The following is a 16,654-nucleotide window of genomic DNA, read 5'->3' as shown; positions in this document are numbered from 1 at the left end:
CAGCTTATGAATCTGAATATGAAAGAATGCAAAAAGAACTTGAAAAAGAAAAAGAAATAACAGCTATGACCATTACGCATATTGCAACAGAACTAGCATCTGTATCTGAAAAAACGAGTTCTTCTATTCAACAATTAACCGCTAAATCTGAAACTATTGTAGAAATTGCCAAAACAGGTACATCATTAGCTACAACATCAGAAGAAAAAGCGAATAAAGGGAAAGAACAATTAAATCAGCAAAATAAACGAATGGAATACATTCAAACGAACATGGAAACGATCATTACAGATACTCATGAACTTCTCGATATTTCTAACAAAATTAACGAAATTATAGATATTGTAAAATCCATTGCAGAGCAAACAAATTTACTCGCACTAAATGCTGCGATTGAATCTGCACGTGCTGGGGAATTTGGCAAAGGCTTTTCTGTTGTAGCTGGAGAAATTCGAAAGTTATCCGAGCAAACGAAAGAATCTATATTCAACGTTACAAAGCTCGTTGAAAAAACAAATGAACAAATTATTCGTGTCTCTTCTTCTGTGAAACAAATTAGCTCCCTCGTATCTGAAGGAACGGATAGTATGTCTGCAACAGATCAATACTTCCAAGAAATTGTGAAAGACATGTCTAACTCGAAAGAACAGAATAAAAAAATTGAGAATGAGTTAGAAACCATTTCACAAGTAATGAAAGGAATTCAAGACGATTCCTCAAAAATGGCTCTAACAGCTGATAGTTTACAACTGGAACTGAACCGATAGAGTGAAGCTTATGTCAGTAGAGATTCTTTATCTCTGCTGACGGCTAATCCTCACCATCCATCAATAAAAAAAGAATCCAAAGTGGATTCTTTTTATTTTCTGAAGAATATTTTTTGACAATACACATAGCTCATATAAACACCAAAGCTTTGCAAAATAAACAATGCTGGCACAATAAGATTGTAATATGCCATATTTACTTGGAAGAGTCTTAACAATACGTATCCGCTAATTAACAATAAGAACAACATATACCCTTCATTTTGTTGTTGTTTAATAAGAAAGTGTAATAAAGCAATAGACATAAACAATGTTACCGCTATATATATAAGTTTTTCACATTTAAATAGAATAGAATGTATTCCCTCATCTGAGAATTGATTAATTACTGGCTTTAAAAGTTTAAATCTTTCTTCTTCAATCTCTTTTAGCTTTTGATCAATATGCTCTGTTACGCTTTGATTCTTAGTTGTTTTTTCCTCATTTTTCTCTTTTCCAATTAAAACAGATTGAACATACGTCTCATTTGAAATCGTATATTGTGACATTCCCATTGTCTGAATTCCATAACTCACACCAAAATGAGCACTATAAAATAAAATCAGTATCCCTATCATCTTTAATAGTACTTTTTTCTTCATTGCTGATTGAAAGAGTTCAATTAACAACACATATACAGCAATAAAAATAGGAAGAAATACCCCCATTGGAAACATCATATTACTACATGCAAATAAAATTGCTGAAAGCACCCACATATAAGGATGATCTAAACCTTTATATAAAAGTATGTAACAAGCCAAATAAAATAAAAATATTGCGAGCGATTCTGATGTTAATAAGGAACTCATAAATATATTTGGAATATATAAAGCGTAAAATACAGACGCAATACGCCCGCACTCTTCTCCAAAAACCATTGCTGCAATACGATAAATGAAAAATGCAGTCCCTGTGCAAAATAAAACATTAAATAACTGCAATGCGAATACTGTATCGCCAAATACACGAATAATAATTGATTCATAAATAATAAAAGGTAACTGCGCTACATTCTCTACGCTATTACCAATTGCAATCTGCTTTGCAGACTCAAACATCGCGTTCATATCACCGATAATCGGAACATCTACAAATAAAACCATACTAAGTCTCACAACTATAGATGTACTAATAAGAAAAACAAGAAATTGTTTATCTGTAAAACGATACTGTAAAATCGATGCCATTAACAGCATGAGAATAACAAAAATAACCAATACGATTGTTACACTTGTTGTACTGTCGCCAAAAAATTGTTTACTTGTTTCAAACGCAGACCAACAACTATAAACAAAAAATGCGAGCATCGCACCAATCATTATTTTACTGAAAAAAGACGAAAAATTTGTTTGTATATGATTCATATGTCCATTGCACCTCTATTTCCATTCATAACAAAACGATTCTATCATGAATAGGTACACAGCTGATAGGGAATTTCTATGACAAATACAGGGTCCGAATTTTTTCACTTGCAATGTAAGCGAATCCTCTTTTACACTACACTTTATATAGTGATAAATTTTCTTTCAGTTACATGAATACAAATACAGAAGTTTTACTAACCCTCTTCTGGAATTCTTTACTTCATTAAATATCTATTGATTTTTAATATTTTTGTACTCCACTTACAATACATGTCATTCTGATTGAAAACAGAAAATAGGGGCTGACCATATGGAAAAGAAATTCATGCGAGAATCCAAAGCAATTAAAACAACACGTGTTTTTCCGAATGATTTAAATAATCATCAAACACTTTTCGGAGGAAAATTATTAGCAGAAATTGATAGTATTGCTTCAATTGCAGCTGCAAGACATAGCCGTAAACATTGCGTAACAGCATCTATCGATTCTGTTGATTTTTTAACTCCCATTCACCAAGCAGATTCTGTTTGTTACGAAGCATTCGTATGTTATACAGGAAAATCTTCGATGGAAGTGTTCGTAAAAGTAATTGCGGAGAATTTATTAGCAGGCGAACGTAGAATAGCTGCAACATGTTTCATTACATTCGTTGCATTAAAAGATGGAAAACCTTCATCTGTTCCACAAGTACTACCGGAAACTGAAGAAGAACATTGGCTACACACAACTGGTTCTGAGCGTGCAGAAAGTAGAAAAAAAGGGCGTGTAAAAAGCAAGGAAATGGCTGAAGTTTTAACTTTAAGTAAACCTTGGAGTATATAGACCTCCACCATTAAAACATCTTCTGAGCGAATAGCTATCACATATTCGCTCATTTTTTATAAACAATTCCATACCTTCATACAACCATTACTCCTTTTCACACATATTATGTAATATTTTTATACATACCCGCTCGCTATTAACTTTTTCTAATTGATAAAATCTCATTTATCCCGCTATTTTCGGGCTGTAAACTCCCATCTTAAAATTCGGCTGGAGCAAAGACGTTAGGCAGGAGCCCCGCTGCCCGTAAATGCCCGATTGGTGAGGGCTGATAATCAACGCGGGATGAACAAAACCCCACTGATTAAAGTTTCACTTTATAATACGCTTCTATCCCATCAACAGTTGCTTTACAAAGTTTATGTAGGGTACACTTATACGGGTGGTCAACAAAACAATTTAAGGATTTGTAAACAGTGTAGAAAACACCTTACACTTCATTATATTGAGAAAATTAACTCTAGCAAAAAAACTTACTATGACATAGCAAGTATTTTAATGAAACTGGATTATTTTAATGGAAAGGTGAAATTATGCAGAAATCAATTGCTTCAAATATTTTTTACAAAATACTGCTCAACACGTTTAATATTATACTTCCAATTTTAGTTGGTCCTTACGCATATCGAACATTAGGAGCAAATTCAATCGGAACCGTTAACGTTGCTGAAACTTTTTTCAATTACTTCTTCGTGTTCGCCGTATTTGGTGTATATCAATATGGCTTACGTGAAATTAGCTTAATTAAAAACGATAAAAAGAAAGTTTCTAAGTTATTTACAAGTCTCTATGTAATTAATTTCACAACTAGTATTTTGGCTTTATCAGGCTTTGTGCTCTTTAGTTATATTGGATACGGACATGAAAGTCTATTTCCTGTTCTTCTAATTTTCGGTTTTAATTTTATATCTAACATGTTTTATGTGGAATGGTTCAATGAGGCATATGAAAATTATGACTTCATCACTAAAAAAACCGTTATCGTTCGATTAATCTATGTCGTACTTCTTTTCTCTTTCATTCATGGGGTCGACGATTACAAAACATATGCTGGTTTATTAGTCTTATCGACATTTTTAAACCACTCTATTAGCTTTATATATGTGAAACGCCAAGTGAAATTTGATTTTTCCGACTTAACGATTATTCCTCATTTAAAACCGTTACTATTAGTCTTGATTTTTTCAAATGCTAATATTTTATATACTCAATTAGATCGTCTTGTTTTAGGGGTATATATTGGAAAAGAAGAAGTTGCATATTACGTAATGGCTTTTCAAATTATGATGATTATTAATACACTTATGTTAAGTGTTGTACAAGTAACCGTTCCAAGACTGTCTTACTTATCAGGGAACGCATCTGAAATGGAATACGAATCATTATTAAACAAAATTTCAAAAGTATATTTCATTACCCTATTCCCTGCCTCAATTGGTCTAATGCTCATTGCTCATGGAGCTGTTGTTATTTACGGTGGACAACAATTTGCTGAGGCTGGTAATACATTAATTGTTTTCGCTTTCTATATGATTACAGTCGGTATTGAGTCCATTTTATCGAATCAAATTATTTATGTGAAAAAGAAAGAAAGCATTTTAGTGCGATTTTTATTCATTTGCGGATTTATCAACTTAGCATCCAATATTGCACTAATATACTTCCATGTACTTACACCAACAACCGCAATTTTCACAACAACAATTGCGAATTGTTTCTTAATCACATTTGAATATATTTATGTGAAAAAGAAATTAAAAGTGAACTATACTTTATTCGATATACAAAAACTTAAATATCTATTTTATTCACTAACATTTGTCCCGATAGCATTCGTTATTGATATGCTCGTATCTGGACAAATACTACAAGTTATCCTAGTAATAATAACGTGTGGATTAACATATGCCCTTATCCTCTTTATAACAAAGGATGAAATTCTCTTTTCACTACTTGAAAAGATATTAGGACGATTCAAAAAGGCTTAAACGCAATCTCTAAAAGGAGCTGTTAAACTTGAAATTTTCTTTAATCATGGCTACTTGTGGCAGACGTGATGATATTCTTGACTTACTAAAATCACTTGAACAACAAACTTACAAAAACTTTGAACTTATCGTAGTAGATCAAAATGATACGCCAATCTCTGATTTATTTGATGAATATAAAGAAAAATTTTCAATTCATTACATTTATACACCTATTAAAGGACTATCGAGAGCTCGAAATGCAGGCTTAAAAGTAGCAGATGGTGATTTCATCGCTTTTCCAGATGATGATTGTATTTATGAAACAAATGTTTTAGAGAGTATATTAGAAACTTTCAACTCTAATAAAGATGTTCATTTCATCTCAACAAACACTACAAATGTGGAAGGCACAGGTTCTTTAATACACGCACCGAATTCAGACATTATTTTAAATAATAAATATGGATTCATGGGACCTTCTTTCACACTATTCTTCACAAAACAATTTGTACAAGATGTAGGTACATTTGATGAAGATTTAGGTGTTGGTTCTGGCACGATTTATGGAGCTGGTGAAGAAACTGACTTTGTACTACGTGGTATGAAACAAAATTATACTGGTTTATTTAGAAAAGATCTGTTCGTATACCATCCTGTAAAAGAGGAAATTATTAATGAACAATCATTAAAACGTGCCGTTTCTTATGCTGGTGGTTTTGGTAGGGTTATTCGCTTACACTATGGATTTCCTTATTTCTTACGTGCTGTCGCTGCGGCAACATTCCGTATGACACAAAATATTTCTAATGATAAGCGCAAATTCCATGCAAATCGCTTACGTGGAATTGTTCGTGGATATTTAAAATAAAAAACAAGGTGTAACTACTTTTATTAAATGGTTACACTTTGTTTTTTATTTCTCTTGTATCACTTATTTCTTACAATGTAACCCATCATTCTTTTATAATCGCATCCCCCCGCTGATCAATTACATTATATATTTTTGAAATGATAGCATTATATCCAAGAATTTAGTATCATGATTCAAGACACTATTTAGAAATGAACGGAGGACATTATGAGCTTATTAACTGTTGAAAAATTAGGCCATACATTTGGTGATCGTACATTATTTAGAGACGTATCCATGCGCTTACTTGCAGGAGAACACGTTGGATTAGTTGGAGCAAACGGTGTTGGTAAATCAACATTTATGAATATAATTACTGGTCAGCTTATCCATGACGAAGGCCGTGTAGAATGGACACCTGGTACAAATTATGGTTACTTAGACCAACATACCATTTTAACACCTGGTCGCACGATTCGTGACGTATTAGCAGATGCGTTTTTACCTTTATTTGAAAAAGAAAAAGCTTTAAATGAAGTTGCAGAAAAAATGGGAACCGCTACACCGGAAGAATTAGAGGAACTTCTTGAACAAATGGCAGAAATTCAAGATGCCCTTGAAGCAGGTGGGTTCTATTTATTAGATATTAAAATTGAAGAAGCAGCACGCGGCCTTGGAATTGATGCAATTGGTCTAGATCGTGATGTTGCGGCATTAAGTGGTGGACAACGTACAAAAGTATTACTTGCAAAGTTACTACTTGAGCAACCAGAAGTATTACTATTAGATGAGCCTACCAACTATTTAGACGTTGAACATATTCATTGGTTAACAAATTATTTAAAAGAATATCCACATGCATTCCTATTAATTTCCCATGATACGGAATTTATGAATAAATGTGTCGATGTTATTTTCCATCTAGAATTCACAAAAATGACGCGTTATACAGCAACATATGAGAAATTCCTAGAGCTGGCAGAAATCAATAAAAACCAACATATTAACGCTTATGAAAAGCAACGTGAGTTTATTAAAAAGCAAGAAGATTTTATTGCAAAAAATAAAGCCCGTTACTCAACGACAGGCCGTGCAAAGAGCCGTCAAAAACAACTTGATCGCATGGAGCGTATCGATCGTCCTGAAACAGCTATTAAGCCTGAGTTCTCCTTTAAAGAAAGCCGTGCAAGTAGTCGCTTTGTCTTCGAAGGGGAAAATGTAGAGATCGGATATACACATCCGTTATTACCGAAATTAACAATGACAATTGAACGTGGTGAAAAAATTGCAATTGTTGGATGTAATGGTGTCGGTAAATCAACGCTATTAAAAACGATTTTAGGTAAAATTAAACCATTAAGCGGAAAAACAAGTCTTGGTGACTTCTTAAACCCATCATACTTCGAGCAAGAAGTAAAAGCTGATAATATAACACCAATTGATGATGTTTGGAATACATTCCCTAGCTTAGACCAACATCAAGTACGTGCAATGTTAGCAAAATGCGGTTTAAAAAACGAACATATCTCTCGTCCACTGAATCAATTAAGCGGTGGCGAACAAGCAAAAGTTCGTTTATGTAAACTAATGGGTGAAGAAAGTAACTGGCTACTCTTTGATGAGCCAACAAACCACCTTGATGTTACAGCAAAAGAAGAGTTGAAGAAAGCGATGAAAGCATACAAAGGGACAATTCTTCTTGTATGCCACGAACCAGACTTTTATGAAGATTGGATAACAAAAACTTGGGATGTAGAAAAATGGGCCCAAGAAAATTCTTAATCCCCTAACAACATCCCTTTACACTAATATTTAATGTGTAAAGGGATTTCGTTTTAAAATAACCATGCAATTTGATAAGGAGTTTTTAGTGATGCAACGCACAATCCCCCTAAAACTTAATACATTTTTTGTAAAGTGCTTATTAGTACTATGTCTAATTATTTCTGCTGCTATAACGTGGCAATCGATAGTGGTAATCCAAGAAAAAACCGACACACAGTCCTTTATTATAATCCCAATTATTATTATAATAGGTCTTCTATTTTTACTTATTGGGTATATTTTTAATACGTATATGTCTACATTTACATTTACCGTTTCACTTATTATTTTAGCTTTTTCTGTTCGATTAATTTGGGTTCTCAACGTTCCTACTCCTATCGAATCAGATTTTTCAGTGATGTACAATAGTGCTATTCAAGCCACTAAAGGCGATTTTAGTTTTGCACAAGATGACTATTATACTTCATGGGTTTATCAACTTGGATTTACAATGTACCAAGCACTCATTATTAAGTTATTCGGTGAAGGCCCTTTCCTTCTAAAACTTTTAAATATAATGTATTGCACAGGAACAACATGGCTAATTTACAAAATAACTTCATATGTTTTTAATGAGTGGTCTGGAAGAATGGCTGGATTGCTATATGCATTATATATCCCAAGCATTGTATTAAGCTCATTACTAACGAATCAACACATTGCCACATTTCTATTTTATCTTGGGTTTTATTTATTAATTACAAAAGGCCTAACCCATAAATATATGTGGATTTTTATAGGGATCTGCCTAGCTTTAGGAGATATTATGCGTCCACTTGGCGCTTTAGTTTTGATTGCAGTAGCCCTTTATGTCTTTTTACAAGGTATATTAGGAAAATCAAAACAGGATATTTTAACTTCTATAAAAAAATTATCTGGGATTTTCATCATTTTTTACCTTGTTCATTACATTATAAGTTCTTCATTTATATCTGCCGGAATTACCCAATATCCGCTATCTAACAGGGATCCTCTCTGGAAATTCACAGTAGGACTTAATCACGAAACAAGAGGTGGATATTCTTCAGCAGATGTAGACTATGTTATGTCCTTTAAACTTGGAAAAGAACGAGAAGCCGTTGAGAAGAAATTAATTCAAGAACGACTAGCTGATCCACAAAAGGTTTTATCTTTATTTGGTGATAAATTCACAATTATGTGGGCAGATTATGATTCCGCTCCAGTATGGAGTCTGGCAACACTAAGTAACACAGAGAATGATATGATTACCTTACAAGAAGACCTTAAGATATACGATAAATATATATATATTACAACTATGTTATTTGGTACGTTAGCAACTTTTTATCTCTTATTAACTAAGCAAAATAACACACATTACACACTATTTTTATTATTAATAATTGGTTATATAACGATTCACTTCTTAATTGAATATCAAACAAGATATCGATACTTTATCATCCCTAGCTTTACAATCATTCAAAGTGCTGGACTATATGTAGTTTATCGTCTCGTGTCTAAAAGAAAGGCCAAATAAAAAAGGCATGAGCTCAGTGCAATACTGAGCTCATGCCTTTTTATTTATACTCTTTTTCTATTGTAAATGTGACTAATACCAAAAGCAGCTAAAAAGATCATAGGTATTGTAGCCGAATAATGATATCTCGGTGCTACTTCTACTATCATTTGTGCCATTGTTAGCCCAATCACATATAAACAAATAATTAAAAGTGAAGATTTATTTTTATTTTTTATAGCTACTAACGCTCCGAACAGTGAAGTAACTAGTAAAAAGTAATAGAAAACATTAGAAATTATAGTATAGCGTACTTTATGGTCCATAATTGGATCTGCATATTTAACAGCTTGATCATCATTCCCTAAAAAGATAATAAATTTATCATACATTAGTTTCCCGAAATCTATATCATCATTTTTGATTCTCTTTTTCGCCTCTTCAAGCATTTGCTTTTGAACGTCCTGAGCACTCCATCCTGGTTGACCACTATAATGATATAGTAATGCTGAATCTCCTGGATTCCATGTTCCTGAGGCTCCCTTATTAAATCCTACATGAATATTGTATCCCGGCACTGTTGCTATCTCTTCACCTAAACGTAATGTTACATAATGATTTACCGCCGAAGACATCATTAAATATCCAATAATGATAACCCCTACATATGCCACCTTATTAATAAGTAGCTTTTTATTTCCGATATGCTTTGTATCTATGATAAACATCCATATCGCTAAGGCTATAATTGGCACTGCTGCAATTGGTCTTGCCATATTTATTAATACAAGTAATGCAGCTAATAGAATTGAATACATCAGAACCTTTGCAATCGTTATATTTTCAAGTTTATCATAAACAATTATCATAATTGCCCAGGCTAATAATAGTATTGTACAATACAACGGTTCTGAAAGTGCAAACATGTTATACATCGTTTGTGATGGCAAGAGAATCCATAAAACACTTGCTGTTATCGCTGTTCTCACTCCACCAATTCTTCTAGCTATAAAATATATTAATCCCATCGAAATTGTAGTTAAAACAACATTAATAATTGGTGGAATCATAAAGTTTGCCCCAAATATTTTTAGGAAGATACTTAAGAATGAAGCATAACCAAAAATATGTGGAAATAATGCAACATATCTATCATGAATAACAAAGTTGTCACCTAATGCTTTTGCTGTATTAAAAAAGGCTTCATAATCACCAATTGGATCAATCTTATATGTAAGAATCCACGCTGTTTTCACTGCTAGACAAATAATTAACAGTGCAAAAAAGCACATTTTTTCATTTAATCTTTCAAGATATAGCGATCCGCTACTAAGTATAAAGTTTCCAATTGTACATAAAAGTAAGAATCCAACTACTATCATTACATAATTGTATTTTTGAGTATCCGAAAAATAATCAAAAATTAATATCGCAACGAAAAAGCTATAAATGCCGTATATGGCACGTGTAGAAAAGGTTGAAAACAATCCAGAAAAACGTTCCAAAAAACTCACTCCTTAAAATCTTTATACGGGAAAACATTATATTTCCTAAAAAAAATACACTCCCAGCTACTATACATTAATATTACCATGATTTCCATGTTTGCTTTCATATTGCCCATTATACCAATTTAAAGTAACCTTTTTTATTATTGACAGATTTATTCTATATCCTAAAATGATATCCACTCAAAACATATAACATCTTAGCATAAACTATGCTATAATTGATAGTTGTTATGTATGAATAACCTTTCTACATTTCCTATTTTGTTTATATATTTTATAAAGATGAGGATACTATTATGGAGAAACTCTTAAAGTTTGGTTTAGTAGGAATCTTTAATACGCTCATTACAATTATTAGCTTTTGGATATTATTAAAATTCGGGATGAACTACCTTATTGCGAATACAATTGCCTATTTAATTGGTGTTGCCAATAGCTACTATTGGAACAAAAATTGGGTGTTTAAACCTAATAATAAAAGTACGTCAATGTTCTTTAAATTTCTAACTGTAAATTTAATTGTATTGGCTTTTAATACATTATGTTTATTTATATTAGTAGATAAACTTACCTTTAATGCATTAATTGCACAAATCTTCGCAATTGGTGTCGGAATGGTTATAAATTTTGTCCTTAATAAAATTTGGACATTCAACCAAACTGAAAAGACTACTAATTAAACTTGAACAACTTATTAAAACTACGGAGGATACAACATGCAAAAATTAATTTCGGTTGTAGTTCCTATGTACTTCGAGGAAGAAGTAGCACAGGAATGTTATAACCGTTTAAAGTCCGTTATGCTTCAAAATGATATTAATTACGAATTTGTCTTTGTGAACGACGGTAGTACAGACCGTACAATGGAAATCTTATCTGAGATTGCAGCAAATGATTACCGTACAAAAATCGTTAATTTCGCACGTAACTTTGGACACCAAGTAGCAGTTACAGCTGGTATTGCTGCTGCAAAAGGTGACGCTATTGTAATTATAGATGCAGACTTACAAGATCCACCTGAAGTTATTCCTGAACTTATTGCAAAATGGGAAGAAGGATATGAGGTTGTTTATGCAAAACGTAAACAACGTAAAGGTGAAACTTGGTTTAAACTTTTAACAGCTAAATATTTCTATAAATTCTTAAACTACATGTCTGATATCGATATCCCAAAAGATACTGGTGATTTCCGAATCATCGATCGCAAAGTAGCTGATGTTTTCAATCAAATGACTGAGCGAAATCGCTTCATCCGTGGTATGATGTCTTGGGTTGGCTTCCGCCAAACGTATGTTGAATATGAACGTGATGAGCGCTTTGCTGGTGAAACAAAATATCCATTAAAGAAAATGATTAAATTTGCATCAGATGGCATTATTGCATTTTCAACAAAACCGTTACGTATCGTTATGACTTTAGGATTATTATCAGTTCTCGTTTCAATAATTGTCTTACTATATACAATTACTGTAAAAATCATTGGCACTGGTACGCAAACAGGTTGGGCATCTATTATGGTTGCTATTACATTCTTTAGCGGTATTCAGTTACTTGGTCTTGGCATCGTTGGCCAATATATTGCTCGTATTTATGACGAGAGTAAAAACCGTCCAATTTATATCGTAAAAGAGACAATCAATATTGAGCAAGAAGAGACTACACAAACAAAAGAAAAAGTGAATGCATAATAAAAAAGGTAACAATGAAAGCTATCATTGTTACCTTTTTATATTGTAATACCCCATAAGCCTCAAACGAAATTCTTTTAAATTTGGATATATATCTAAATTAGATAGCATCCCTTGAATGACCGGGATCCTTGGATTTTGCAATCTCATTTCTGCCTCCAAAACATCTAATGTAACAAGCAATTCCTCATCTTCTAATTGATCAGCTAATGTACGCTTAAACACAATAATTTCTTTTAAAAAATGTTCCTTAACCTGCTCCTTAATAAGCTCTGATTTGCAAAGAAATTCTCCAAGCTTTTCTTCATGTAACACGGGTTCTTCCGAAGATTTTACCAATCCGTCTACTAAATCGTCCACTCTTTTCAAAATAAAAGCAGAGACATAAGATAAGTCAATTTCTGGAGCTTGTAAAATGATCAATTCTAAATATCCACGGCATATGCCTTCTACCATAATTACAAAATCTAATAAATATGGCATAACCTTATCACCATAAATAGACAGTAAACTATTCCTATAAAATGCGTGAGACTCTAACTTCATCCGCATCATAAACTCTTCCACTTCTTTATTAAAAGGAATAGCATTTTCTCTCGCATGCATAATAATAAATTCCTTATGCTTTTGTATATCGTTAAACTGGCAATACAATTGTTTTGCAAATTTTTCACGTGGTAATAATGATTCTTTATCAATATCCATCATTTTATTTTGAATCTTGTCATAGTAATATCGAAGTGTTGCTAATAAAAGCTCATCTTTCGATTTAAAATATAAATAGAAAGCTCCCTTAGATATGCCACATGCTGTCACAATTTCCTGCACTGATGTCGCATTTACACCCTTAGTCGCAAATAACTTCATAGCCATCTCTATAATTAAGCGCTCTTTTTCTTTCATATCGTCTCTCCTAAATTCAATCTCGCATCTTATTATGAATTTATCCCACTATTCGCTAGGCAGTAAGGCTCCCACCTCAAAATTCAGCAAATGCAAGAAAGATAGGTGGGAGATAACTTAACTGCCCGTAAAAGCCCGATTGGTGAAGGCTAATAATCAGTGGGTGATGAACAAAACCCCCACTGATTAAAGTTCCACTTTATTATACCATCCCTTTTCATTGACGACTGACCAACCAGTCAGTTATATTATGTATTAGACTGACCAGTTGGTCAATATGATAAAAAGGGAGCGCAAACATGAACAAAATCATTAATTTCTCATTAAAAAATAAGTTCGCAGTTTGGCTACTAACCATTATTGTTACCATTGCAGGTATTTATTCTGGGCTGAATATGAAGCTGGAAACAATTCCTGATATTACAACACCGGTTGTAACAGTAACTACGGTTTACCCTGGTGCTACACCAGAAGAAGTAGCTGACAAAGTTTCCAAACCGATGGAGGAGCAACTGCAAAATTTAAGTGGTGTAAACGTTGTTAGTTCATCCTCTTTTCAAAACGCATCTTCTATTCAGGTAGAATATGATTTTGATAAAAATATGGAAAAGGCTGAAACAGAAATTAAAGAAGCTCTCGCAAATGTGAAACTGCCTGAAGGCGTAAAGGATCCAAAAGTTTCACGTGTAAACTTCAATGCCTTCCCAGTTATTTCGTTAAGCGTAGCAAGTAAAAATGAATCTTTAGCTGCCTTAACTGAAAATGTAGAAAAAAATGTTGTTCCAGGATTAAAAGGACTTGATGGGGTCGCATCTGTCCAAATTTCAGGTCAACAAGTAGATGAAGTACAACTTGTCTTCAAGAAAGATAAGATGAAAGAATTAGGTTTAAGTGAAGATACTGTAAAAAATGTAATTAAAGGATCGGACGTATCTTTACCACTTGGCTTATATACATTTAAAGACACGGAAAAATCAGTTGTTGTAGATGGAAATATTACAACAATGAAAGCATTAAAAGAACTAAAAATCCCAGCTATTCCTTCATCACCGAGCGGTCAAGGTAGTCAAAATGCTGGAGCTGGTGCACAAACACCACAAATGAATCCAGCTGCTATGAACGGGATTCCGACAGTTACATTAGAAGAAATTGCTGACATTAAAGAAGTCGGAAAAGCAGAATCTATTTCTCGAACAAATGGAAAAGAAGCAATTGGAATTCAAATTGTGAAAGCTGCTGATGCGAATACAGTTGATGTTGTAAATGCAGTGAAAGATAAAGTAAAAGACCTTGAGAAAAAATATAAAGACTTAGAGATCATTTCAACATTCGACCAAGGTGCACCTATTGAGAAATCAGTCGAAACAATGCTGAGCAAAGCAATTTTTGGTGCTATCTTTGCGATTGTTATTATTATGCTGTTCCTACGAAATATCCGAACAACATTAATCTCTGTCGTTTCTATACCTCTTTCTTTATTAATTGCTGTACTAGTCATAAAACAAATGGATATTACGCTTAACATTATGACACTCGGAGCAATGACAGTCGCTATTGGACGCGTCGTCGATGACTCCATTGTTGTTATTGAAAATATTTACCGACGTATGTCGTTATCAGAAGAGAAACTGCGCGGGAAAGATTTAATTCGTGAAGCGACGAAAGAAATGTTTATCCCAATTATGTCTTCTACCATTGTAACAATTGCTGTATTCTTACCTCTTGGACTAGTAAAAGGTATGATTGGTGAAATGTTCTTACCATTCGCCTTAACTATCGTCTTTGCTTTATTAGCATCGTTACTAGTAGCGGTTACAATTGTACCAATGCTAGCTCATTCCTTATTTAAGAGAGAAAGCATGAGGGAAAAAGAAGTACATCATGAAGAAAAACCAAGTAAATTAGCAAACATTTATAAACGCATACTTGCATGGGCTTTAAATCATAAAATCATTACATCCAGTGTCGCTGTCCTTCTATTAGTAGGTAGTCTTGCACTTGTACCAATTATCGGTGTAAGTTTCTTACCATCTGAAGAAGAAAAAATGATTATTACAACGTACAACCCTGAACCAGGTCAAACGTTAGAAGACGTTGAAAAAATTGCAACGAAGGCTGAAAAGCACTTCCAAGATAATAAAAATGTCAAAACAATTCAATTCTCATTAGGTGGCGAAAACCCAATGAGTCCTGGTCAATCAAACCAAGCAATGTTCTTCGTGCAATATGATAACGACACGAAAGACTTCGAAAAAGAGAAAGAACAAGTCGTAAAAGATTTACAAAAGATGTCTGGAAAAGGCGAATGGAAAAACCAAGATTTCGGAGCGAGTGGCGGTAGTAACGAAATTAAACTATACGTTTACGGAGATAGCTCGGAAGACATTAAGCCTGTCGTAAAAGATATTCAAAATATCATGAAGAAAAATAAAGACTTAAAGGATGTAGACTCTAGTATTGCAAAAACGTATGCAGAGTACACTTTAGTTGCAGATCAAGAAAAACTAAGTAAGATGGGTCTAACGGCTGCACAAATTGGAATGGGACTTTCTAATCAACATGATCGCCCTGTTCTAACAACAATTAAAAAAGACGGTAAAGATGTCAATGTATATGTAGAAGCTGAAAAACAAAATTATGAAACAATCGACGACTTAACAAATCGAAAGATTACAACACCACTTGGTAATGAAGTGGCTGTGAAAGATGTGATGACTGTAAAAGAAGGAGAAACTTCGAATACAGTGAAACACCGCGATGGCCGTGTTTATGTGGAAGTAAGTGCAAAACTAACATCTGATGATGTTTCAAAAGCATCTGCTGCAGTCCAAAAAGAAGTAGATAAAATGGATCTTCCTTCTGGCGTGGATGTTTCTATGGGCGGCGTTTCAAAAGATATTGAAGAATCATTCAAGCAACTTGGCTTAGCGATGTTAGCTGCGATTGCCATTGTATACTTCGTTCTTGTCGTTACATTTGGCGGTGCTCTTGCACCATTCGCAATTTTATTCTCGCTACCATTTACAATTATCGGAGCTCTTGTTGCCTTACTAATCTCTGGCGAAACGTTAAGTGTCTCTGCAATGATTGGTGCGCTTATGTTAATCGGTATCGTTGTAACAAACGCAATCGTGCTTATCGACCGCGTTATTCATAAAGAAAATGAAGGTCTATCAACACGTGAAGCTTTATTAGAAGCTGGTGCAACACGCCTGCGTCCTATCTTAATGACCGCAATCGCAACAATCGGGGCCCTTATCCCGCTTGCATTAGGATTTGAAGGTAGCGGCTTAATTTCTAAAGGACTTGGTGTAACAGTAATCGGTGGATTAACAAGTTCAACGTTATTAACACTTCTTATTGTTCCAATCGTTTATGAAGCATTAAGCAAATTTAAAAAGAAAAAAGCAAAATAACAAAAAAATA

12 protein-coding genes are annotated in these 16,654 nt (G+C 33.5%); 9 read left to right on the top strand and 3 right to left on the bottom strand.

Translation table 11 applies throughout. The annotated features are described in order from the left end of the window. Nucleotides 1-26 precede the first annotated feature (26 nt). Entirely contained in the window at nt 27-767 is a 741-nt protein-coding gene (locus QCI44_RS30595) for a methyl-accepting chemotaxis protein (protein WP_431154533.1), read from the top strand. Nucleotides 768-859: 92 nt separating this feature from the next. Here the strand turns inward: QCI44_RS30595 and QCI44_RS00345 are convergent, their stop codons facing one another. Further along, entirely contained in the window at nt 860-2,173 is a 1,314-nt protein-coding gene (locus tag QCI44_RS00345) for an ArnT family glycosyltransferase (RefSeq protein ID WP_098985812.1), read from the bottom strand. Between the two features lie 313 nt (nt 2,174-2,486). Between QCI44_RS00345 and QCI44_RS00340 the strand changes: the two genes are divergently transcribed. The 5 genes from QCI44_RS00340 (at nt 2,487) to QCI44_RS00320 (ending at nt 9,147) form a co-directional block, all read left to right on the top strand. After that, nucleotides 2,487-2,999 carry an acyl-CoA thioesterase gene (locus QCI44_RS00340; RefSeq protein WP_000412135.1) on the top strand — a complete coding sequence of 171 codons (513 nt, stop codon included), beginning with the start codon at nt 2,487-2,489 and terminating at the stop codon, nt 2,997-2,999. Nucleotides 3,000-3,535: 536 nt separating this feature from the next. Continuing rightward, a complete protein-coding gene (locus tag QCI44_RS00335) occupies nt 3,536-4,990 on the top strand; it encodes an oligosaccharide flippase family protein (RefSeq protein ID WP_098560605.1) in 1,455 nt (484 codons plus the stop codon). A 28-nt stretch (nt 4,991-5,018) separates the two neighbouring features. After that, nucleotides 5,019-5,840: a glycosyltransferase family 2 protein gene (locus QCI44_RS00330; RefSeq protein WP_016085383.1), complete on the top strand. Its 822-nt coding sequence runs from the start codon at nt 5,019-5,021 to the stop codon at nt 5,838-5,840. A gap of 210 nt (nt 5,841-6,050) precedes the next feature. Continuing rightward, entirely contained in the window at nt 6,051-7,604 is a 1,554-nt protein-coding gene (locus tag QCI44_RS00325; protein ID WP_016085382.1) for an ABC-F family ATP-binding cassette domain-containing protein, read from the top strand. 91 nt (nt 7,605-7,695) lie between these two features. Then, nucleotides 7,696-9,147 carry an ArnT family glycosyltransferase gene (locus QCI44_RS00320; protein WP_016085381.1) on the top strand — a complete coding sequence of 484 codons (1,452 nt, stop codon included), beginning with the start codon at nt 7,696-7,698 and terminating at the stop codon, nt 9,145-9,147. 44 nt (nt 9,148-9,191) lie between these two features. On the opposite strand, the gene QCI44_RS00315 is transcribed toward QCI44_RS00320, so the two are convergent. After that, on the bottom strand, nt 9,192-10,631 hold the full coding sequence (locus QCI44_RS00315) for a glycosyltransferase family protein (RefSeq protein ID WP_098985811.1): 1,440 nt from the start codon (nt 10,629-10,631) through the stop codon (nt 9,192-9,194). A gap of 302 nt (nt 10,632-10,933) precedes the next feature. Between QCI44_RS00315 and QCI44_RS00310 the strand changes: the two genes are divergently transcribed. After that, a complete protein-coding gene (locus QCI44_RS00310) occupies nt 10,934-11,317 on the top strand; it encodes a GtrA family protein (protein WP_016085379.1) in 384 nt (127 codons plus the stop codon). 36 nt (nt 11,318-11,353) lie between these two features. Next, nucleotides 11,354-12,325 carry a glycosyltransferase family 2 protein gene (locus QCI44_RS00305; RefSeq protein WP_016085378.1) on the top strand — a complete coding sequence of 324 codons (972 nt, stop codon included), beginning with the start codon at nt 11,354-11,356 and terminating at the stop codon, nt 12,323-12,325. Nucleotides 12,326-12,355: 30 nt separating this feature from the next. Here the strand turns inward: QCI44_RS00305 and QCI44_RS00300 are convergent, their stop codons facing one another. Further along, nucleotides 12,356-13,228, bottom strand: coding sequence for a TetR/AcrR family transcriptional regulator (locus QCI44_RS00300; protein ID WP_098985810.1), 873 nt, complete (start codon nt 13,226-13,228; stop codon nt 12,356-12,358). Between the two features lie 299 nt (nt 13,229-13,527). Between QCI44_RS00300 and QCI44_RS00295 the strand changes: the two genes are divergently transcribed. After that, nucleotides 13,528-16,644, top strand: coding sequence for an efflux RND transporter permease subunit (locus tag QCI44_RS00295; protein WP_016085376.1), 3,117 nt, complete (start codon nt 13,528-13,530; stop codon nt 16,642-16,644). The last annotated feature ends 10 nt before the right edge of the window (nt 16,645-16,654 follow it).

Origin of the sequence: Bacillus cereus group sp. RP37 (assembly GCF_040459695.1) — a bacterium.
Classification (GTDB): domain Bacteria; phylum Bacillota; class Bacilli; order Bacillales; family Bacillaceae_G; genus Bacillus_A.
This window is presented reverse-complemented; position numbering and strand designations above follow the sequence as displayed.